The sequence below is a fragment of the Marinomonas arctica genome (assembly GCF_003259225.1).
Lineage (GTDB): Bacteria > Pseudomonadota > Gammaproteobacteria > Pseudomonadales > Marinomonadaceae > Marinomonas > Marinomonas arctica.
Genome location: NZ_QHJF01000021.1, coordinates 1 through 21,206, shown reverse-complemented (window position 1 = coordinate 21,206; position 21,206 = coordinate 1). Strand labels below are relative to the sequence as shown.

Below are 21,206 nucleotides of genomic sequence, written 5' to 3'. Positions count from 1 at the left end.
CACAATACCAATGGGTTGCTTTGCTTACATCGACAGACGGGAAGAGAATGACACATGAGTCTTTTTAGACGTGTTGGTATTATTGCTCGGTTAGACAAACCTCAGATTCTTGATACGGTTAAGAAGCTGATGGAGTACCTTCAAGAAAAAAACATTGCGCCAGTGCTTGAAGATCAATTGGCGACTATGATGCCGGGCGTGAAAGTCGCATCATCGGCTCTAAAAGAATTAGGCGATCACTGTGATATGGTTATGGTGGTTGGCGGTGACGGCAGTTTTCTTGGTGCCGCTCGAGCCATTTGTAATTATGATATTCCAGTATTAGGGATCAACCGAGGGACGTTGGGGTTTTTAACGGATATCTCTCCTCATAACTTACAAGAAGAGTTGGATCCTATTTTTCGTGGTGAATACCAAGAAGAAAAACGCTTTATGATCGAAGCCAAGATCAAGCGCCAGAATCGCCCTAGTGGTGAAGGTATTGCGTTGAACGATTTGGTTCTTCATCCAGGTAAATCCGCTCGAATGATTCGCTTTGATCTTTTTATTGATGATCAATTTGTGATGAACCAAAAGTCCGATGGTTTAATTGTGGCAACTCCGACAGGGTCAACCGCTTATGCTTTATCGGCTGGTGGTCCTATTATGCTGCCAAAGTTGGATGCCTTAGTCTTGGTGCCAATGCATCCTCATACCTTGAGTAATCGTCCTATCGTGATTGATGCTAATGCGCGAATTCGCATTGTTGTATGCGAATCCAATTTAACGTATCCAAGTGTGAGTTGTGATGGCCAGCTAAATATTACAGCGGCACCAGGCGATGAAATCCATATCACTAAGAAAACAGGGGGTATACGTTTAATACACCCTAAAAACCACGATTTTTATAACGTATGCCGTGATAAGTTGGGTTGGCAATCCAGCTATCGACCGTAAAGTACATTTGGTTATAGTGTCGCATCTTACCATTTTACAAAGAGAATCTTTTTTAGGGGCCCCATGTATTTTGTTTATCAGTTCGAAGAAACAGAAGACCCTTCAGGCTTAACCAAAGCGTTGTGGCAACACAAAGTAGCCCATCAAATTGTTTCAACACAACAGCATGATGAGTTGTGGATATTGGATCAAAGTCAATTGCCAACGGTTGAGCAACTGATAAGCATTTGGAAAGACGACCCTTCATTGTTACAGCAGGCAAAACCCGCTGTCATTGCTAGAGAATTGTCTAAGAGTGGATTCTTTTCTCAGCTTAAAATGGCCCCGATCACCAGCTTGCTATTATTATTGACCTTGTTGGTGGCGGTTGCTACTCAACTTGGTGCAGACCTTACAACAGTTTCTTACTTGTCCATTAGCCCATTTGATATAAAAAATGGGCATATTTATTTTTATACCTCGGCTGAGGTCTTTGCTAGAGGTGAGTATTGGCGATTTTTTACACCGGCATTACTGCATTTTAGTGTGCTTCATATTGTGTTCAATACGCTATGGGTATGGGACATCGGCAGAAAACTTGAGCGTCTACTAGGACCGGTAGTGTGGAGTTTGGGTGTTATTGTTATCGCGGTGCTGAGCAATCTTGTGCAATATCAAATAAGCAAATACCCCTTATTTGGCGGTTTATCCGGTGTCGTTTATGGTCTCATCGGCTTTGCTTGGCTACTACCACTGCTTAGTAAGCGGTGGCCTACGATTATTAGTAAACAACTCATGATTTTTTTTACCGTTTGGCTAGGGATAGGCTATACCCCTTTTCCAGAGATGATAGGTCTCGGTAGTATTGCGAATACGGCACATACTATAGGCTTACTATCAGGATTGAGTCTTAGTGTAATCTATTGGTTAGCGACCAAATACCGCCGTAATTGATTAGTATATTTCACTTTATATTTACTATTAGCCTGCCTAGGCGCAGGGAGATCCGAAAATGAATTTTAAAGAAATGATCGACAATATGTCGCCTGAAGTTTATGTCAGATTAAAGCAAGCGGTAGAGCTTGGAAAATGGCCAAATGGCGTGAGACTGACTCCAGAACAAACAGAGTTATGTTTGCAAGCTGTCATTACTTACGACTACAGCAATAAAGAAGAAAAAGATCGTGTTGGTTACATTGATACCACCGGTCATAAAAATATAGGCAAAAAAGACCCTGCTAAAGAGCAAGATACCATCAAATGGGTTGGCGATGGCCCTGAGGGGCAAGCTTAATGTTACAGGGTAACCTTAAGAAGATGTCAACTGAGGTTCGTGATGGTCAGGTTTATTATCATTTAGACTTGGGTGATGACCGCGTATTCGTCAATGATTTATTGGGTAAAAAAGTGAGCTTGCACATTGATGGAACCATTCATTGTGTTAATTGCGGCAAAGTCACTAAAAAGTCCTTTAGCCAAGGCTTTTGCTTTAATTGTTTTCGCAAATTAGCTGCGTGTGATACCTGTATCATGAGTCCAGAAAAATGCCATTTTCATTTAGGCACTTGCCGTGAACCTGAATGGGCAGAGCAATATTGCATGCAGAGTCATTATGTTTATCTGGCTAACTCGTCCGCGTTGAAAGTGGGGATTACCCGTGGCGATCAATTGCCAACGCGTTGGATCGATCAAGGAGCAACGCAAGCGAGGGCTTTGTTTCGAGTTCAAAATCGCCGAATGTCAGGTTTGGTTGAAACCTTATTTAAGACCCAAGTAGCGGATAAAACTAATTGGCGAAATATGCTCAAAGGATCATCGGTCGAGATGGATCTTGAACAAGAGCAAGAACGACTTATTGATCGAGTGTATGAAGGCTTAGACTCTTTGCAACATGAATTCGGATTGCAGTCTATCACCGATTTGTCAGACGAGAATGAAACCCATGAATTTGCTTACCCCGTTTTAGAATATCCCACCAAAATAACCAGCCTCAATGCAGAAAAAAAACCCGTTATTGAAGGCACCTTGATGGGCATTAAAGGCCAATATTGGATGCTTGATACAGGTGTGATCAATATTCGTAAATACACTGGTTATCAAGCGACATTGAATTTTTAGGAGAGAGCACATGAAAGAGAGTCAGCCATCTGCGATTTATTTAAAAGACTATAAAGTTCCTCCTTTTCTCATTGATAAAACAGAATTAACGTTTGATTTGGATGAGACCACTACGATCGTGACGTCTCGTCTGCATATGCGTCGTAATCCAGCGTTTGGCAAATCCACCGCGCCTTTAATTTTAGACGGTGGAGAAGAGGTCAAGCTGATTGGTGTCGCAATGGACGATTACGAATTGCCTCCGGAAGAATACCGCATCAGCGAAGATAAGCTGATCATTACGGCAACTGCGGATGAGTTTGTGTTGACCTGCGAAACCTTGATTGAACCGCAAAATAACACGCGTCTTGAAGGTTTATACCGTTCGTCTTCCATGTTCTGCACTCAATGTGAAGCGGAAGGTTTCCGTCACATTACGTATTATCTAGATCGTCCAGATGTAATGTCTGTTTTTACAACGACGATCATTGCTGATGAAGCTCGCTATCCAGTGATGTTGTCCAACGGGAATGAAGTGGAGCGTGGCAAAACTGACGAAGGTAAAACGGTTGTGGTATGGCACGATCCATTTCCTAAGCCGGCTTACCTTTTTGCCTTGGTGGCAGGGAATTTAGCGGTAAAAAACGATGTCTTTATAACGCAAAGCCAGCGTGAAATTAAATTGCAAATATTCACAGAGTCTCACAACATCGACAAGGTCGATTACGCGATGGAAGCTCTAAAGCGTTCTATGCGTTGGGATGAAGTAACCTACGGACGTGAATACGATTTAGACATTTTTATGATCGTTGCTGTCGATGACTTCAATATGGGCGCCATGGAAAACAAAGGATTGAATATTTTCAATTCCTCTTGTTTGTTGGCGAGCCCAGAAACCACAACGGACGACACTTATCTGCGGGTTGAAGCCATTGTTGCTCATGAATATTTCCATAATTGGTCTGGCAACCGTGTGACCTGCCGTGATTGGTTCCAGTTAAGTTTAAAGGAAGGTTTTACTGTATTCCGCGATCAAACCTTCTCTGCTGATATGCATTCTGAAACTGTAAAACGCGTGGAAGACGTGTCTTTTCTGAAAACAGCGCAGTTTGCTGAAGATGCTGGTCCGATGGCGCATCCTGTTCGTCCTGCGTCTTTTATTGAAATCTCCAATTTTTATACGCTAACGGTTTATGAAAAAGGTGCAGAAATTGTACGAATGATTCATACGCTGTTAGGTGCGGAGAAATTTCGTGCTGGTTCGGATTTGTATTTTGATCGTCATGATGGGCAAGCGGTGACGTGCGATGACTTTGTTGCCGCCATGCAAGACGCTTCGGGAGTCGATTTGTCACAGTTCAAGCGTTGGTATTCACAAGCTGGAACACCAGTGGTTACCGTGACCGATAGCTATGAAGAGTCAACGGGTACGTATCGCCTGATCATGAAGCAGCACACGCCAGCAACGCCTGGGCAGCCAACGAAATTGCCATTGCATATTCCTGTTCGTGTTGGTTTATTGAGCCAGCAGGGTGGTGCTTTGTCTGCGCAAGTCAATGGTGTCGCAGCAGAAGATCATGTGCTGCATTTGAAAGCGAATGAGCAAGAGTTCGTGTTTACGGGGTTGACGTCCCGCCCAGTGCCGTCTTTGCTGCGCAGTTTCTCTGCACCAGTAAAATTACGTTATGAGTATTCTGCAAAAGATTTGCTGCTACTATTGTCAGCGGATTCTGATGGTTTTAATCGTTGGAGTGCGTCACAACAGTTGGCCGTGAATGAGTTGACATTGCTGATTAATCAGGCGATTAAGGGAGATGAACTGAGTATTGAATCTCAGTTAATCCAAGGATTTAAAGCCTTGTTGAGTGATGCGGCACTTGACCCCGCTATGGTGGCTTTGATTCTTGCGTTACCAAGCCAAGCCTATTTGTCTGAACTGGCTGATCCCATTTACCCAGCCGCCATTAAACAGGCAAGACAATACTTAAAGGCGCAACTGGCCAATGCATTGTCAGCGGACTTTGAGCGAGTGTATCGCGAACATAAAATCCATGGTGAATATCAAGCAACCGCAGAAGACATTGCTCACCGTTCTCTAAAAAATATAGCGTTATCGTATTGGGTGGAAACTGGGGATGAGCTTGCTCAGCAAGAGCTGGTGACACAATTTCAGACAGCAAACAACATGACAGATCAATTTTCAGCTTTGTCTATTGCCGTTCATTCTCAGCATCCTAAGGCGGCCGAGCTACTGGCTGCTTTTTATGAGCAATGGCAGTCTGAACCATTGGTTGTTAATAAGTGGTTAATGCTCAGTGCGAGTCAAGAGCAAGAGAATGCTTTGGCGACAGTCAAAGGTTTGTTGGAGCATCCTGCTTTTGACTTGAAGAATCCAAATAAAGTTCGTTCTGTTCTTGGTGGTTTTGGTCAAAGCGTTTCAGGTTTTCATAAGGCGGATGGCAGTGGCTATCAGTTTCTTGCAGACCAAATTATTTTATTGAATAAACGCAATCCACAAATTGCGTCTAGGCTTTGCACACCGCTCACGCGCTGGAAAAAACTGCAGCCGGAGTTAAGTGTAAAAATGAAAGCAGAACTTGAGCGTATTTTGGCAGAAAATTTGTCCAAAGATGTGTACGAGGTTGTCTCTAAAAGTTTGGCATAATAGGTTCAATGTCATAGCTTCGTTATCTGTTGCTACTGATTGCGTGCTTTTATGTTTGTGTAAAAAAACACCCAAAACCTTCATGGCTTTCCCCATGAAGGTTTTTTTAGGCCATAATTCAAAGTTCTTTACCTGTTCTTTGCATTCTGTACGCAAATCTGGCATAAGAGTGTTAACCTATTGTCGACCTTGATTTTATTTAAGGAGCGAAAAATGAAAGCACGTACGACGATTTTAATTCCGATCACGTTGGGGCTGATGATGTCTGCTTGTAGTACGACATCACGCCAACAAACTGATGGAATAACTGAACCTGTTAATAATCAGATTGAATCGCCCTTACAGAGTTCGGAAGTCAGTTCAAAGGAAATTGAGTTAGAAAAAGTATTAGAGTCCAAAGTTTCTCTTATCGATACGCTCCAACAGCAATTGGCCGCTAATAAAAAGCAATTGTTTGCGCTTAATCAATCTCTTGATGAAAAAGACGCAAGGATAGCGGCTTTGCAAAAATCCGCTAATAATGCCGAAAATTTGATGGCATTAGAAGAGCAGAAAAAGTTACGTCAGGCTTTAGAGTCACGCTACGCGGCGTTGAAGCTTGATAATGATTTACTCGTGCGTCGTATTAGCCAATTGGAAAATGAAAACACATCTTTAAAGAGTCAAGTGTCAAGCCTGGAAAATATGCCAACGTCTCAGGATGACTTTAAGCAAAGTTACCTTGCATTGTTGAGCGATAATACTGAGTTACAAAAAAAATATGCTAATTTAGAAGCGGATAATCAAGTTAATCAGCAAAGACTCAGTGCATTAAAAAAAGAAAATCTCATGTTGGGAGGAGCGCTGTCTGATGCCCGTGCTCAGCACCAAGTTTTATGGGATAAAATTCGTGCGTTAAGTGGTGAAGAAGCGGTTGAATCTTTACCTTCTGAAGGTACTGACGCAACACCAATGTTGGATGGGAGTGCTGATTATGAGCGTGAAAATGCTCAGTTGCGTGTAGAACTTGCCGACTTAAGAAATCAAATGGCCGCACAAAAATCCCTGATTGATGAATATAAACGTGACGTATTGAAATTAGAGGCGGCGCTTGATGAAGGCGCTGATTACGCTGCCCGTTGGAAGGATCTTGATAATAAATTGGCACAAGCACTACAAAATAATGCCTTACTCACTGATCAATTAAATACAGCAAGTGCAGCGTTAGCTGCTAGCCAAACGGAACTTGAAGCCTTGTCTGCTCGCCTAGCCAGCACACAACAGGCATTAGAATCCAAAGAAAACAGTGGTATTTCCATTGCTGCAGCAATAGATGCTCTGCAATTGCAACTGAGTTCAACATTGCAGAATGTTCAATGGCAACTGCCAAGCGAAGTCTCTTTGCACAATAACTTTGAAATTTTAGTGTCGGCTGAGGTTCAGCCTTCGCTTTCTGGACAGAGTTATCAGGCAGAATTAGTAACAGACAGTGATATTCAGATGGTAAGTGATAGCATTGCGACGGCTGTCGTTCAAAATGGTCGTTTGCAGTGGCGTTGGCGCGTGGCGGGGTTAAACGAAAAGCCGGACGCACAACTGAATTTGTTTGTCAGTCAGCAAATTAGCTTCCAAGATCAAACGATTCAAAAGCAGGTCTATCGTGGTAATGAAACCTTATCTTTGATTAACACTAATTGGTTTGAAAAATATGGCTATTGGGCTGGGGCAATTTTACTTGCTTTACTAGGCGGGTTCTTCATTGGTCGCCTAAATAAACGCAAACACAATCAAGAATTGAACTCTTAAGCTTTCTGCTATAGTAAGATCGCAAGGTCGATACAGGATGTCGACTTTGCAATCCTTTCCCTCTCGTATCATTCAACTCCGCATTACTTTTTTTCAACGCCAAAAGCATGACTTTTCGGTATAGTACCCTCGCATATTCTTTTTTGAGGTGGTGAGCGTGGTAAAGTCCGATTCGTATTCTATTATTGAGAAACGATTAGCTGAAAACGTATTGATCTTGGATGGCGCCATGGGCACCATGATTCAATCGTATAAATTAGAAGAACAAGATTATCGCGGTGAACGTTTTGCTGATTGGAACAGTGACTTAAAAGGCAACAATGACCTGCTTTCTCTGACTCAGCCAAAGATCATTAAAGACATTTATTCCAGCTACCTTGCCGCTGGCGCCGATATCATTGAAACCAACACCTTTAACGCCAATTACATTTCCATGCTTGACTATCACATGGAAGATCTTAGCTACGAGCTTAACTTCGAATCCGCTCGTTTAGCGCGTGAAGCCGCAGATCAATTTACTCTGCAAGATCCACATAAGCCACGTTTTGTTGCCGGTGCGGTTGGTCCGACTAGCCGTACTTGTACTATTTCGCCGGATGTAAACGATCCAGGGTTTCGTAACGTGCATTTTGATGAACTTGTTGCGGCCTATACCACAGCGGTTGATGGTTTAATCAAGGGTGGCGTTGATATTATTCTTATCGAGACAATTTTCGATACATTGAATGCCAAAGCCGCTATTTACGCGGTATTAGATTATTTCGAAAAAACTGGCGTTCGTTACCCGATCATGATTTCAGGCACTATTACGGATGCCTCAGGTCGTACTTTATCTGGCCAAACCACTGAAGCTTTTTGGAATTCTATCTCTCATGCTAAGCCGATTTCTGTAGGTTTGAACTGTGCTTTGGGGCCAAAAGAGCTGCGTCAATATGTTGAAGAACTTTCACGTATTGCGGATACGCATGTCTCTGCTCACCCTAACGCAGGCTTACCCAATGCATTTGGTGAATACGATGAGTCACCAGAGGAAATGTTGGAAGAAATTCAGGGCTGGGTGGACTCAGGCTTTTTGAACATCATTGGTGGTTGTTGCGGTACGTCACCAGAACACATTGCTACCTTCGCCAAAGCATTTGCTGATGCGACGCCTCGTGTTATTCCTGTCATTGAAAAAGCGTGTCGTTTGTCCGGTTTAGAGCCGTTTAATATTGATGGTAATAGTTTGTTTGTGAACGTCGGTGAGCGTACCAATGTGACGGGCTCGGCGATGTTTAAACGTCTTATTAAAGAAGGGGATTTTGATACCGCGCTGGATGTGGCACGTCAACAAGTGGAAAACGGTGCTCAGATCATCGACATCAACATGGACGAAGGCATGTTGGATTCGCAGGCTGCCATGGAGCGTTTTCTTAAGCTTATCGCATCAGAACCTGATATTTCTCGCGTACCTATCATGCTTGATTCTTCGAAATGGGAGATTTTAGAAGCTGGACTGAAATGGATTCAAGGTAAAGGCGTCGTTAACTCTATCAGTATGAAAGAGGGCGAAGATAAGTTCCGTGAGCAAGCTCGTAAACTCATGAAATACGGCGCAGCCGTTATTGTCATGGCGTTTGACGAAGTAGGGCAAGCGGATACCCGTTCTCGCAAGATCGAGATTTGTCGCCGTTCGTATCATATTTTGGTTGATGAAGTCGGCTTTCCGCCAGAAGACATTATTTTTGATCCAAATATTTTTGCGATTGCCACTGGGATAGAAGAGCATAACCGTTACGCTTTAGACTTCATTGAGGCAACAGGCGACATTACTCGTGAATTGCCTTATGCCAAGGTATCGGGTGGTGTGTCGAACGTTTCCTTCTCGTTCCGTGGCAATAACCCTGTTCGCGAAGCGATTCACGCTGTGTTCTTGTATCATGCCATCAAACAGGGCATGACAATGGGGATTGTTAATGCGGGGCAGCTTGCGCTGTATGAAGATATTCCACCTAAGCTGCGTAATGCGGTAGAGGACGCAGTACTGAACCGCACTCCCGATGCAACGGACAATCTACTTGCGATGGCGGGTGAATTTGCCGGCAATGGTGAAGTGGCTGAGAAAGAAACCCAAGAATGGCGAGGGTTGTCTGTATCTGAGCGCCTGAGTCATGCACTGGTCAAAGGTATTACGGAATTTATTGATGAAGACACTGAAGAGGCGCGCCAGGCTTTCGCTCGACCATTAGAAGTCATTGAAGGGCCATTAATGGATGGCATGAGCATCGTTGGTGATTTGTTTGGTTCTGGGAAAATGTTTTTACCACAAGTGGTAAAATCGGCTCGTGTTATGAAGAAGGCCGTTGCCTACTTGATGCCCTTTATCGAGGAAGAAAAACGCCTAAACATGGACACTGCATCGTCTAGTAATGGCAAAATTGTCATGGCAACAGTGAAAGGCGATGTACATGATATCGGTAAAAATATCGTCGGTGTTGTGCTGCAGTGTAATAACTTTGAAGTGATTGATCTTGGCGTCATGGTGCCTGCCGAAAAAATCTTGCGTACGGCGAAAGAAGAGGGCGCAGACATGATTGGCTTGTCAGGCTTGATTACGCCGTCACTCGATGAAATGGTGCACGTAGCGAAAGAAATGGAGCGTCAAGGGTTTAACTTACCGGTGATGATTGGCGGTGCGACCACATCAAAAGCGCATACCGCGGTAAAAATCGAACAAAATTACAAGCGTAATCAAGTGGTTCATGTCACTAACGCTTCTCGAAGTGTGGGGGTTGCTAGCGCCTTATTAAGCAAAGACACAGAGCGCCGTCAAAAATTTGTGGATGAGATCAAAGCGGATTACGAGAAAACGCGTATTCGTTATAAGGATCGAGCCAAAGCTGGTCGACGAGTTTCCTTGGATAAAGCGCGTCAGAACAAACCACCTATTCAATTCGATGGTCATGTTGTTCAACCTAAGAAATTGGGTGTAACTGTACTGACCGAAAAGGACATCGATCTTAATGTGGTTAAAGATTACATTGATTGGACGCCATTTTTCCAAACATGGGAATTGGCAGGCGCTTACCCGCGTATTTTAACCGATGATGTGGTGGGTGTTGAGGCAACGCGAGTCTACCAAGACGCGCTAAACATGCTCGATGAAGTGATAGCAACACAGTGCTTGCAAGCACGTGCCGTGGTGGGGTTGTTCCCTGCCAACCAAGTGAATCATGATGACATCGAAATTTATGCGGATGAATCTCGTGGCGACGTGATTGAGCGCTTGTCTTTCCTTCGTATTCAGAACGAACTCACCGCACCGGGTAAATATAATCACAGTTTAGCGGACTTCGTTGCACCAAAGGACAGTGGTGTCGCGGACTATGTTGGTGCGTTTGCTTGTGCAGCAGGCTTTGGTATTGATCCTTTGGTGGCAAAATATGAAGCGGATCATGATGATTATAACTCTATTATGATAAAAGCCGTTGCTGACCGATTGGCGGAAGCAACGGCAGAATATTTACACGAAAAAGTGCGTAAAGAGTTTTGGGGGTATGCCGAAGCGGAAGTGCTCACCAATGAACAATTGATCAAAGAAAAATACCAAGGTATTCGTCCAGCGCCTGGCTATCCAGCCTGTCCTGACCATACTGAAAAAGCCAAACTTTGGACCTTGTTGGGGGTGAAGGAAAAGATTGATATGGAGATCACAGAAAGCTTTGCTATGCTGCCAACAGCGGCGGTAAGTGGCTGGTATTTTGCTCATCCAGACGCCACTTACTTTGGTGTTGGTAAGATTGGTCCAGATCAGGTGGATGATTACGCAGAGCGCAAAGGAATGAGTAAAGATGACGCTGAGCGATGGTTAGCTCCCAATCTTGGCTACGATCCTGAAGACGATCGTATTTAGACGTTTTTAGTCCATTTTTGAAAACCTAATTTGTGTCACCCATAAGCGCAAATTAGGTTTTTCTACTTTAAAGGGTGTTTACATGTCAAAAACAGTCAAAGATCCAGAATTACACAAAAAACGCATGCAAGCCATTAAGTCTCATGTGGATAAACGCATTGCGAAAGCGCAAGAAGACAAAGGCACTTTTGTGCTATTAACCGGAAATGGCAAAGGCAAATCCAGTTCCGCGTTGGGAATGGTCGCCCGCGCTTTAGGTCATGGTATGAAGGTTGGGGTGGTGCAATTCCTCAAAGGGGAATGGAACACAGGAGAGATTGATTTCTTCAAAGAGCAAAAAAATGTGCAATGGGAAATCATGCCTGCTGGATTTACTTGGGAGACACAAAACCGTGAATCTGATATTGCTTCGTCAGAGCAAGCATGGGAAAAAGCGTCCGCCATGCTAGCAGACCCTAGTATCGACTTGGTGGTTCTTGATGAATTAACCTATTTATTGCATTACGAGTATTTACTTGAGGATAGGGTGTTAAAAGCTTTGATGGACCGTCCTGAAGCACAGCATTTAGTGGTGACGGGGCGTGGCGCTTCTGATGCTTTAATTGAGCTTGCTGATACAGTTAGTGAGATCAAAGAAGTAAAGCATGCTTTCAAAAGAGGAATAAAAGCGCAAAAAGGGCTGGAGTTTTAATGCCTTGTCGTTTTATATTAGTCGGCTAATGATTTGTAAAATATTCTAATAACAACAAGATTATAATCTTTAATTCTCAATCAAATAGAGGTTTTTATGGCAACCATTGAGCGCATGGAAGTTGGTCAACGTATGAGTCGTATCGTTAAGCATAATGAGACGGTGTATTTATGTGGCCAAGTTGGTGCGGATGCGAATACGGACATTACCGAGCAGACACGAACAATGCTGAATAAGGTAGATGTTTTGCTTGAGCAAGCTGGTACGGATAAATCTTACATATTGTCTGCGACTATTTATCTTCGAGATATGAAAGATTTTGCAGCTATGAACGCAGTTTGGGATTCGTGGATTCCCGAGGGGCATGCTCCTGCTAGAGCATGTGTTGAAGCGAGACTCGCACGACCTGAGTTGTTGGTCGAAATATCCGTCGTTGCGGCGTTGCAATAATTCTTCAGAACAGACTAACGATTGACACCATTGCACTACCGTTAGTCTGTTTTAATTTCTTTTAACGACGACATCATTTTCTACCAAGGCATTACTCAAAACACGAATGGTTCTTGCCATATCCCTAGAAAGATTCATCAGCAAGATGCCAAAATCGAATGGATATTGATCGTGCAAATCACTAAATAGCTGACTGGAAATTTCCAAAAGCAAGCAGTCTTCTAAAGCGTATAGGCTGCCAACACGTTCATGCAATGCAATCATGGAAACAAAACCAATCGCTTCACCAAAACTAATGGTTCGCGTACGTGTTTTCTTTTCACCATGCTGTTTGTAAAAATCCAGCTTTCCATGCAGTACTGCGTGGAAGCTATTGCCTTTACTGCCATAGGCAAAAATTTCATCGCCCTCACTAACGTTATGCAACACACCATTTTCTAATAAGAATTGAATGGCATTATCAGAGAGCGCTCCAAAAATGGATCCCTCTTTCAGATGTTTAGGTGATATGTCATACCTTACTTGTTTTTTCAAGACGGTTTTCACTGTTTCCTCCGCCGCTATTGGGTCTTTTTATGTCATCGGCTACAAAATACTTTTCTAAAGAGCCTAAACAATAATTATAGTTTTAGGCTCATTCAGCCAATAACGATAGGAGTATTTTGTATTCTCTAGTAACACTTATGAGGCTCAATGTAACAGTTAGTTCCAGCTTTTTTGTGGAATATGTGTTTTCTCTCTTAAAGACTGTTGTCAAACTGTGCGATAATGCCCTATGTCATTTTCACTCTAGCAGTTTTATTGATCTAAGACTGGAGTGCTCTAATTTACCTCATGATAAACGGAAGAATACTTTGTTAACGACGGCCAACATCACCATGCAATTTGGTGCAAAACCTCTTTTTGAAAACGTCTCTGTGAAATTCGGAGAAGGTAAGCGCTACGGCCTTATCGGTGCGAATGGGTGTGGTAAATCCACCTTCATGAAAATCCTTGGCGGCGACTTGGAGCCAAGTTCTGGAAACGTTTCTAAAGATCCTAATGAACGCCTTGGTAAGTTGAAGCAAGATCAATTTGCTTACGAAGAATATTCGGTTATTGACACCGTCATCATGGGGCACACTGAACTTTGGGCGATTAAGTCTGAAAAAGACGCTATTTACGCCAATCCAGAAATGACGGAAGCAGATGGACTTCGTGCCGGTGATTTGGAAGCGGAATTCGCTGAGATGGATGGTTACACTGCCGATGCTCGTGCTGGAGAGTTACTTTTAGGTGTCGGTATTCCAACTGAGCAGCATTATGGTTTGATGAGTGAAGTTGCCCCTGGTTTAAAGTTACGCGTTTTGCTTGCTCAGGCTTTGTTTTCTGATCCAGATATTTTGTTGTTGGACGAGCCAACCAACAACCTAGATATCAATACCATACGCTGGTTGGAAGGGGTTTTGGTTGAGCGTAATTGCACCATGATTATTATTTCCCACGATCGCCACTTTTTAAATTCTGTTTGTACGAATATGGCGGATTTAGATTACGGCGAGTTGCGCCTGTTTTCTGGTAACTATGATGAGTACATGACAGCGGCAACTCAAGCTCGTGAGCGTTTGTTGTCTGATAATGCGAAGAAAAAAGCTCAAATTAGTGAGTTAAAATCTTTCGTAAGTCGATTCTCTGCTAACGCATCAAAGTCAAAGCAAGCCACGTCTCGTGCGAAGCAAATTGACAAAATTCAGTTGGAAGAGGTGAAGCCTTCTAGTCGTCAAAGCCCATTTATTCGCTTCGAGCAAGAGAAAAAATTACATCGTATGGCGGTACAAATCGAAAATGTTGCCAAATCATATGATGAAGAATTGTTTAGTGGTTTAAACATGATGGTTGAGGTGGGTGAGCGTATAGCGGTTATCGGACCAAATGGTATCGGTAAAACCACTTTACTAAAATGCTTGGTGGGCGATACTGAGCTAACGAAAGGTCACATAAAGTGGTCTGAAAATGCCAATATTGGTTATTACGCCCAAGATCATCATCACGAATTTGAGAAAGATGTGGATTTGATCGAATGGATGTCGCAGTGGGCTCAAGAAGGCGACGATGAACAGGTTATTCGCGGTACCTTAGGGCGTCTTTTGTTTTCACAAAACGATATTAAAAAGTCTGTAAAGGTCCTGTCTGGTGGTGAGCAAGGTCGTATGTTGTTCGGTAAACTGATGCTGCAAAAACCGAACGTTTTAGTGATGGATGAGCCAACCAATCACATGGACATGGAATCTATTGAGTCTTTAAACTTAGCCCTTGAAAACTACCCTGGCACTTTGATTTTCGTCAGTCACGACCGTGAGTTTGTCTCGACATTGGCCACGCGCATTGTGGAAGTAACCAGTGCGGGTATTGTCGATTTCCATGGCACATACGATGAGTATTTGGAAAAACAGGAAGCGTGAAGCAAAGTGTTTTGACCATGTAGCGAATAAAAAAGGAAGGCTCTTTTGCCTTCCTTTTTTTTAGCCAAGTGGGTGATACCAAGTAATATGCGATTTACTTGCGTCTGTCTTGGTATTTTTCCGCTTCTTGATACTCTAGTATCTCAACCTCATCGCCAATATGGATGATGCCTGTATTAAGTGCGATTAGATTCGCGCCGAATGTAATGCCTTTTCCGTCAAGAAGGCGAAATTTGCCCAGTGTTTTTAATGGTTCGCCTTTCGGAATTCTCTCAGCCGTTTGAGGATTCAATGTCGTAAAAATACAGCGTACGCAGGGTTTAATGTTTTCAAATTCCACATCGCCAATGCGAATGCGCTTCCAGCGGTCTTCTTCAAATGCTGAGTTACCACGAATAACGATATTAGGGCGAAATTGAGCCATCTGAATGTGCTGTGCGCAGGTTCGATTTAATTCCGACAGCGAGGCTTCTGTCGTTAATAAAAATGGATACCCATCAGCAAAGCCCATTGGTACGTCGGGTCTACGTTTGGTAAAACGTTGTGAATGTTCACCAAAATGCATTAGGTGAACGGATTCGCCTGCTATTTTACTAAACCAAGCGTCCGCTTCGTCTGAGGTGCGTTGCGCGTTTACGGTGTTTTCCCAAACAACTATCTCGCTATACTCTTGCGCGTATTTGGTTAAATCCAAGATAAGAGACGTTTGTGTGCTAGGGTGTGAGAGTTGCCAGCAGTGATCTTCTAATGCTTTCGCTGTAATGAGCGTTAATTGTGGGTGTGTTCGGCCTGTCACAAGTTCACCATTTGGTGTCACTAAAGTATAGCGCCGATCTCCACAAAGACCGGCATCATCTACCCTGCTAGACTGCAAAGCGATACCTTGGATAGATTTTACTGGATAAATGGCGAGTTCACTTAGTGAATACAAGAAAACAATCCTTTCATAGTAAGAGGTTAGGTTAGTATTGCTTAGATTATTGCTTAAGAAGACGAACATGCCAATAAAAAAGCCCCAGACGTTTTCACTCTGAGGCTTTATGGGCTTAATTTTTAGCCGATGTTATTACAAGTAGTAAGAAGCCAATGGCGGGAAGCCATTAAATTCTACAGCACTGTAGGTAGTCGTGTAGGCACCCGTTGAAAGCCAGTACATACGATCACCAATGGCCAAATTAAGTGGTAGGCCATATTTGTAGTTTTCATACATAATGTCAGCACTATCACACGTTGGGCCAGCAATAATCACTTCTTCTAGCTCACCGCCTTTTTCAACATGAATGGGGTACTTAATAGACTCATCAAGTGTCTCAATCAGGCCGGAGAATTTACCCACATCCGTGAAGACCCAACGGTTTAGGGCCGTGTGCGATTTACGGGAAATCAGTACAACTTCACTCACCAAAACGCCTGCATTTGATATTAAAGAACGACCAGGCTCTAGAATGATGCGAGGTAGATCTGTACCAAAATCTTCTTCTAAGAAGCGTGTGATTTCCTCTGCATAAGTGGCAAGATCATTGGTGCGAGCAATGTAATTTGCTGGAAAACCGCCACCCATGTTGATCATCTCTAGCACTATGCCGTCTTCTTCTTTAAGGCGCTCGAATATCACTTTGACGCTGGCAATCGCCGCATCCCATGCGCCGATATCGCGTTGCTGAGAGCCAACATGGAAAGAAATGCCGTATGGGATCAATCCTAGCTCTTTTGCAAGAACAAGAAGGTCCATTGCCATGTCAGGACGGCAGCCAAATTTACGAGAAAGCGGCCAGTCAGCCGTCACTGTGCCTTCTGTTAAAATACGCACATATACACGAGACCCTGGGGCAGCCTTTGCTATATTGCGCAAATCTGCTTCTGAATCAGTGGCAAACATGCGCACACCTTTTTCATAAAAATAGCGAACGTCTTTCGCCTTTTTAATGGTGTTGCCATAACTCACTCTATCAGGGGAAACGCCGCCAATGGCCATTAGTTTGTCAAGCTCATAGCGTGATGCCACATCAAAATTGGAGCCGCGGTCGCGAAGCAACGTTAGGATTTCTGGTGCTGGGTTGGCTTTAATAGCGTAAAAAATATCCGCAACTGGGAAACCTGTTGTTAATTCCGTGTAGGCTTCGTCGATAATTTCTGTATCGATAACAACGAAAGGGGTGTCTTTAGTTTCTGCAAACGCTTTAAAACGGGCAAAACGCTCTGGAGTGTAAAATGAGTTGACATCAATAGTCATGGGCTAGAAGCTCCTTAATTATGCAAAACATAAACCGATTAAAAAAAGTAAACGCCTTTACTCTATCACGTCCTACTTATGGCTGTTACTTATCCGGCTCTATGGCCTTAAGCGACTAGCGCAGCAGTTGAAGCGGTGCGGATTATGTTCAGCAATGACGCGGGCGAAATTTAAGACGCAAGGCGCCTTTGGTCAAGTATTTTTTCATATTTTAGGGCAAAAAAAAGCGACCCAGGCCGTCTCCTTTTTATTTCAGCAATGTTTTCTTTACATTTTCACTGCACGGGTTTGGAAATGATGCGCAGCACTGCCAACGATTAATGCAATAACAAAATAAATGCCTTCGCTTGGGTTGTTGACTAAGGCGGTTAATCCTGGCCCTGGGCAATAGCCACTGATGCCCCAGCCAATTCCAAAGAGCGCCGAGCCAATGATTAATTTTGAATCAATCTGTCTTAAAGTCGGTACTTGCCATTTACTGGCAACAAAGGGCGCTAAGCGTTTGCCTTTGATAAGGTAACCAATCATGCCGACTGCAATGGCGCTTGCCATGACAATAATTAGAGAAGGATTCCAATTTCCAAAGACATCTAAGAAACCCAAAACAACAGCAGGGTTTGTCATCTCAGAAAACGCTAACCCGAGGCCAAACAATAAACCGCAGATAAAGGTGATAATGGCGTACATGATTATTCTCCTAATTAAGAATGCTGACGGTAATGATGGCTGTAGTCATAAAAACTAAGGTGGCAACGACAGAACGAGGCGAAAGTCTGGAGATGCCACACACGCCATGGCCACTCGTGCACCCACTTCCTAGCCGTGTGCCATAGCCTACCAATAGTCCAGAAATGATTAAAATAAGTGGGCTTCTCGTTTCGGGAAAAGCCACGGTTTGCTCAGTGAATACACCATATGCACTGCCGCCTATGATAAGCCCTGCAATAAATAGAAACGGTAAAAATCGCTCCTTACTAAAAAGTAATTGAGATAATATCCCGCTAATGCCAATGACTTTACCAAGGCTTAGGAGATAAATGACTGTTGTGATGCCTATCAATAAGCCGCCCACTAATGGGTTAAAAATCATGTCCATCGTTAAATCCTCAAATTAATATTAGACTATTCTAATTTATATTTATAAGTAATGTCTAATGTATTGTGTAGCATATTGTTAAATGTTTTATTGCGTTAAAAAGTGCATGCTACCCCAGCATTGCTCTGTGTGGTGCTTTAAATTGCACTGTCTTTACCCATTGCTTAGCGGATATTTGCCAGTGTGCATTGTATTCTTAATAGAATTTGGAGTTTGTCATGAATCGTTTATGGTTAGGGGCTTGTTTAGAGAAAGCGGATTACGTCTTCCTCCTGCCCAACGTTCCGATTTTGCCTAGTGCGCCATTGGATCCTTCTTTTTTAGAGCGACCGAACGCGGCTATTTTAATTGAACTAAACGGTAATCATTGGCGTAAAATATTGACCATCATGGCGAAGCTTACAGCACCTGACTACCACTCATGGAAAACGTTTCGGGATGATCAGCTGTTTGACAAGGTTGGAATGGTTTTTTCTTGTGATCAGCTTGATCACTATAAGGGGACTGTTTTTATTGTTGGGAATACGTTTCGAAGCGCATGGCCAGTGGACGACCGTGCCCAATCCATGGGTTATTCACACCATGCTTATGTGCATTTTCCCTATGTTTGGTGTCCTTATCTAGATTATCGACAGTTTCCGAATGTTCTAATCGAAGCTCTGCGTGAGCATATTTTGGAGAGATAATGTTTAAAGTATTAAAAAATCTTTTTAGCCTTCCTGTTGAGCAGGGAGAACAAATATCCTATCAAAAGGCTGTGGCTGCATTGTTGATGGAAGTCATGCTCGCGGATCATCATGTTAGTGAGAAAGAAGAGAGTCAAGTTAAACGGCTTTTGCGCGATGTCAGTGAGCTGGGCGATGATGTGGATATACTTTTTGAAGAAGCCCGCGCGGGCGTTGAGGAAGCGAATGATCTGTATCAGTTTACTAAGGTCATCAATGAAACGGCAACGCTAGAGCAAAAAATGTCATTGCTGAGAGGGTTGTGGTATGTGGCATTGGCTGATGGCAATATTGATGCTCATGAAGACCATCGCATTAGAAGAATAAGTGAGCTCTTGTTTATGCCTCATTCAGAGTTTATTCAAGCAAAGCTCTTTGTGCAAAATGAGATCCAAGCTTCTTAATAAAAAAAAACGCGGCACAGGCCGCGTTTTTTGACTGGTCTAACACTATTTTCAAATCAGAAAATAGGTTTAAGCTGCGAAGTTCGCTGCCGCGAATTCCCAGTTAGCAAGTGCCCAAAAACCTTTTAGGTAGTCAGGACGAACATTGCGGTAATCAATATAGTAAGCATGTTCCCACAAATCGACAGTAATGATCGCTGTTTGACCGCTTGTCATTGGTGTTGCAGCATTACTTGTATTAACGATGTCTAGAGAACCGTCAGCATTTTTAACCAACCAAGTCCAGCTAGAACCAAAGTTGTTTACTGCTTTGTCATCAAAAGCCGCTTGGAACTTTTCGAAAGAGCCCCATTTTGCATTGATAGCATCAGCAAGAGCGCCAGTCGGTTCGCCGCCGCCATTAGGGCTTAGGCTGTTCCAGAAAAAGGTATGGTTCCAGATTTGCGCTGCGTTGTTGAAAACAGGGCCCGCAGGAGCAGATACAATGATCTCTTCAAGCGTTTTGTTTTCGTATTCAGACCCAGGAAGCAAACCATTTAATTTAACAACGTAAGTGTTGTGGTGCTTGCCGTGGTGATACTCAAGTGTCTCAACCGACATGTGAGGCTCTAGTGCGTCTTTAGCATAAGGAAGAGCGGGTAATTCAAAAGCCATTTCAATTCTCCTTGCTTTTTATTAACGAAAAATGCTTGTTATCAAGCAGTTAATGGTGCTTATATAGTAGCACCGAACAACTTAAGATAATATTATTTAGGTTTGTTCTAGAACAATTTTCCATAATTCCTGTTAATAGCGACTATATAAGATATCCATGCGAAGAGACGATGATGTTGAGATCCCAAGCCTGACTCTGGATCAAGATGAAGTCAGCGAAAGAAGGCCGGGTACTGGTGTGCCCAAAGGTTCTTCAACCCCAACCCCAGCAAGACCAGCCCATGCGCCCATTGTGGTGCACAAAAAGCCCAGTCTTGCTGGTATATATTTTTTATTAATACTGTTGCTTTTGGTCTCTGGCGGAGCTGGTTATTGGCTGTGGCAGCAAAACACGCAGCTTAAAAATGAGCTTTATGGTGCTAAAAGCGAAATACAGAATCTTGATCATCAGCTTCTTGCTGCCGATGTTTCTGCCAACAAACAAGGTGAGACGTTGGAAGAGACGTTGAAGAATCATGATAGCGAGATTCGTAAATTATGGGGCGTTGCCTACGATACCAACCGTCCGGCGATTGCTAATAATACAGCGGCGATTAATGATTTGCAGAAAAAGCTATCAACCATGCGTGATGATATGTCAACTCAGTCTAAGCTTATCGCCGTTCAGGCTGATGCATTTAATGAAGTTGAGGCGGGTTACAATAAGCTGGTTCCTTCGGTTGCATCGATTGACGATACTGTTAAGGCATTGGCAACAAAGCAAGAGAGTCAGGTTAAGCTTATCACAGCTCAAGTAGGGCAGAACCAAGCGCAGCAGCTTAGCCTTGATCAGATTCTGCAAGATCTGACGGCACTTCAGAAAAAAGTAGATGCTCTTGATAAGCAAACGGCTGATACAAGCGTTTCAGATATGGTTAGTATTCAGCAGACGCTAACGAAGCACCAAGATGCAATCAATTCAAGTGATGCATTTAGAACGCAAGTGAATGCTGAAATCATCCGTCTTCGTAAGCAAATTAACCAGCTTATGCTAGAGCAGCAACTTAGTAGTCAATAATAAAACAGTGTTTAAAAAAGGCCGATTTATCGGCCTTTTTTTGTTTGCCCAGCGAAGCTGGCAAACCCGTCAGGTTGAAAGAAACCTGTCTCACCCCGACT

Annotated in this window: 19 protein-coding genes; 13 read left to right on the top strand and 6 right to left on the bottom strand. The window is 43.3% G+C overall.

All coding sequences use genetic code 11. The features are described 5' to 3' along the window. Window positions 1–54 precede the first annotated feature (54 nt). The 9 genes from DK187_RS12905 (at window position 55) to DK187_RS12865 (ending at window position 12,495) form a co-directional block, all read left to right on the top strand. Window positions 55–936, top strand: coding sequence for an NAD(+) kinase (locus DK187_RS12905; RefSeq protein ID WP_111607764.1), 882 nt, complete (start codon window positions 55–57; stop codon window positions 934–936). A 63-nt stretch (window positions 937–999) separates the two neighbouring features. Then, window positions 1,000–1,869: a rhomboid family intramembrane serine protease gene (locus DK187_RS12900; RefSeq protein WP_111607763.1), complete on the top strand. Its 870-nt coding sequence runs from the start codon at window positions 1,000–1,002 to the stop codon at window positions 1,867–1,869. 58 nt (window positions 1,870–1,927) lie between these two features. Next, window positions 1,928–2,209: a YeaC family protein gene (locus DK187_RS12895; protein WP_111607762.1), complete on the top strand. Its 282-nt coding sequence runs from the start codon at window positions 1,928–1,930 to the stop codon at window positions 2,207–2,209. Further along, window positions 2,209–3,033, top strand: coding sequence for a DUF2797 domain-containing protein (locus tag DK187_RS12890; protein ID WP_111607761.1), 825 nt, complete (start codon window positions 2,209–2,211; stop codon window positions 3,031–3,033). The genes DK187_RS12895 and DK187_RS12890 overlap by 1 nt, the downstream gene beginning before the upstream one ends. 10 nt (window positions 3,034–3,043) lie before the next feature. Beyond that, window positions 3,044–5,677: an aminopeptidase N gene (gene pepN, locus DK187_RS12885; protein WP_111607760.1), complete on the top strand. Its 2,634-nt coding sequence runs from the start codon at window positions 3,044–3,046 to the stop codon at window positions 5,675–5,677. 213 nt (window positions 5,678–5,890) lie between these two features. Continuing rightward, a complete protein-coding gene (locus DK187_RS12880; RefSeq protein ID WP_111607759.1) occupies window positions 5,891–7,462 on the top strand; it encodes a coiled-coil domain-containing protein in 1,572 nt (523 codons plus the stop codon). 157 nt (window positions 7,463–7,619) lie between these two features. Then, a complete protein-coding gene (gene metH, locus DK187_RS12875) occupies window positions 7,620–11,354 on the top strand; it encodes a methionine synthase (protein ID WP_111607758.1) in 3,735 nt (1,244 codons plus the stop codon). An 82-nt stretch (window positions 11,355–11,436) separates the two neighbouring features. Continuing rightward, window positions 11,437–12,045 (top strand): cob(I)yrinic acid a,c-diamide adenosyltransferase, encoded by a 609-nt coding sequence (cobO, locus tag DK187_RS12870; protein WP_111607757.1) that lies wholly within the window; start codon window positions 11,437–11,439, stop codon window positions 12,043–12,045. Window positions 12,046–12,141: 96 nt separating this feature from the next. Then, window positions 12,142–12,495, top strand: coding sequence for a RidA family protein (locus DK187_RS12865; protein ID WP_111607756.1), 354 nt, complete (start codon window positions 12,142–12,144; stop codon window positions 12,493–12,495). A 51-nt stretch (window positions 12,496–12,546) separates the two neighbouring features. Here the strand turns inward: DK187_RS12865 and DK187_RS12860 are convergent, their stop codons facing one another. Then, window positions 12,547–13,041, bottom strand: a complete 495-nt coding sequence (locus DK187_RS12860) for a cyclic nucleotide-binding domain-containing protein (protein WP_111607755.1) — start codon at window positions 13,039–13,041, stop codon at window positions 12,547–12,549. Window positions 13,042–13,349: 308 nt separating this feature from the next. Here DK187_RS12860 and DK187_RS12855 point away from each other — a divergent pair, with 308 nt between their 5' ends. After that, a complete protein-coding gene (locus DK187_RS12855) occupies window positions 13,350–14,936 on the top strand; it encodes an ABC-F family ATPase (protein ID WP_111607754.1) in 1,587 nt (528 codons plus the stop codon). A gap of 94 nt (window positions 14,937–15,030) precedes the next feature. Here the strand turns inward: DK187_RS12855 and DK187_RS12850 are convergent, their stop codons facing one another. The 4 genes from DK187_RS12850 to DK187_RS12835 form a co-directional block, all read right to left on the bottom strand. Next, a complete protein-coding gene (locus tag DK187_RS12850) occupies window positions 15,031–15,867 on the bottom strand; it encodes an MOSC domain-containing protein (RefSeq protein ID WP_223232374.1) in 837 nt (278 codons plus the stop codon). A 135-nt stretch (window positions 15,868–16,002) separates the two neighbouring features. After that, complete coding sequence (locus DK187_RS12845) at window positions 16,003–17,169, bottom strand: type III PLP-dependent enzyme (protein ID WP_111607752.1); 1,167 nt, start codon at window positions 17,167–17,169, stop codon at window positions 16,003–16,005. A 267-nt stretch (window positions 17,170–17,436) separates the two neighbouring features. Next, window positions 17,437–17,856: a DUF6691 family protein gene (locus DK187_RS12840; RefSeq protein WP_111607751.1), complete on the bottom strand. Its 420-nt coding sequence runs from the start codon at window positions 17,854–17,856 to the stop codon at window positions 17,437–17,439. Between the two features lie 10 nt (window positions 17,857–17,866). Continuing rightward, window positions 17,867–18,265, bottom strand: a complete 399-nt coding sequence (locus DK187_RS12835) for a YeeE/YedE family protein (RefSeq protein ID WP_111607750.1) — start codon at window positions 18,263–18,265, stop codon at window positions 17,867–17,869. A 218-nt stretch (window positions 18,266–18,483) separates the two neighbouring features. Here DK187_RS12835 and DK187_RS12830 point away from each other — a divergent pair, with 218 nt between their 5' ends. Then, the gene (locus DK187_RS12830) at window positions 18,484–18,951 is read left to right on the top strand and encodes a DUF6942 family protein (RefSeq protein WP_111607749.1); all 468 of its coding nucleotides are present in this window, start codon (window positions 18,484–18,486) and stop codon (window positions 18,949–18,951) included. Then, entirely contained in the window at window positions 18,951–19,394 is a 444-nt protein-coding gene (locus DK187_RS12825) for a tellurite resistance TerB family protein (RefSeq protein ID WP_111607748.1), read from the top strand. Before DK187_RS12830 ends, DK187_RS12825 begins: the two co-directional genes overlap by 1 nt. A 69-nt stretch (window positions 19,395–19,463) precedes the next feature. Here the strand turns inward: DK187_RS12825 and DK187_RS12820 are convergent, their stop codons facing one another. After that, complete coding sequence (locus DK187_RS12820) at window positions 19,464–20,048, bottom strand: superoxide dismutase (RefSeq protein WP_111607747.1); 585 nt, start codon at window positions 20,046–20,048, stop codon at window positions 19,464–19,466. 157 nt (window positions 20,049–20,205) lie between these two features. Here DK187_RS12820 and DK187_RS12815 point away from each other — a divergent pair, with 157 nt between their 5' ends. Then, window positions 20,206–21,105: a hypothetical protein gene (locus tag DK187_RS12815; protein WP_111607746.1), complete on the top strand. Its 900-nt coding sequence runs from the start codon at window positions 20,206–20,208 to the stop codon at window positions 21,103–21,105. The last annotated feature ends 101 nt before the right edge of the window (window positions 21,106–21,206 follow it).

Excerpts from the sequence above, each read along its gene's own strand:
- DK187_RS12905 (WP_111607764.1), top strand. The coding sequence starts at position 55 with ATGAGTCTTTTTAGACGTGTTGGTATTATTGCTCGGTTAGACAAACCT.
- DK187_RS12895 (WP_111607762.1), top strand. The coding sequence starts at position 1,928 with ATGAATTTTAAAGAAATGATCGACAATATGTCGCCTGAAGTTTATGTC.
- DK187_RS12900 (WP_111607763.1), top strand. The coding sequence starts at position 1,000 with ATGTATTTTGTTTATCAGTTCGAAGAAACAGAAGACCCTTCAGGCTTA.
- pepN (WP_111607760.1), top strand. The coding sequence starts at position 3,044 with ATGAAAGAGAGTCAGCCATCTGCGATTTATTTAAAAGACTATAAAGTT.
- DK187_RS12840 (WP_111607751.1), bottom strand. The coding sequence starts at position 17,856 with ATGTACGCCATTATCACCTTTATCTGCGGTTTATTGTTTGGCCTCGGG.
- DK187_RS12890 (WP_111607761.1), top strand. The coding sequence starts at position 2,209 with ATGTTACAGGGTAACCTTAAGAAGATGTCAACTGAGGTTCGTGATGGT.
- DK187_RS12825 (WP_111607748.1), top strand. The coding sequence starts at position 18,951 with ATGTTTAAAGTATTAAAAAATCTTTTTAGCCTTCCTGTTGAGCAGGGA.
- DK187_RS12835 (WP_111607750.1), bottom strand. The coding sequence starts at position 18,265 with ATGGACATGATTTTTAACCCATTAGTGGGCGGCTTATTGATAGGCATC.
- DK187_RS12865 (WP_111607756.1), top strand. The coding sequence starts at position 12,142 with ATGGCAACCATTGAGCGCATGGAAGTTGGTCAACGTATGAGTCGTATC.
- DK187_RS12845 (WP_111607752.1), bottom strand. The coding sequence starts at position 17,169 with ATGACTATTGATGTCAACTCATTTTACACTCCAGAGCGTTTTGCCCGT.
- DK187_RS12830 (WP_111607749.1), top strand. The coding sequence starts at position 18,484 with ATGAATCGTTTATGGTTAGGGGCTTGTTTAGAGAAAGCGGATTACGTC.
- DK187_RS12815 (WP_111607746.1), top strand. The coding sequence starts at position 20,206 with ATGCGAAGAGACGATGATGTTGAGATCCCAAGCCTGACTCTGGATCAA.
- DK187_RS12880 (WP_111607759.1), top strand. The coding sequence starts at position 5,891 with ATGAAAGCACGTACGACGATTTTAATTCCGATCACGTTGGGGCTGATG.
- cobO (WP_111607757.1), top strand. The coding sequence starts at position 11,437 with ATGTCAAAAACAGTCAAAGATCCAGAATTACACAAAAAACGCATGCAA.
- DK187_RS12820 (WP_111607747.1), bottom strand. The coding sequence starts at position 20,048 with ATGGCTTTTGAATTACCCGCTCTTCCTTATGCTAAAGACGCACTAGAG.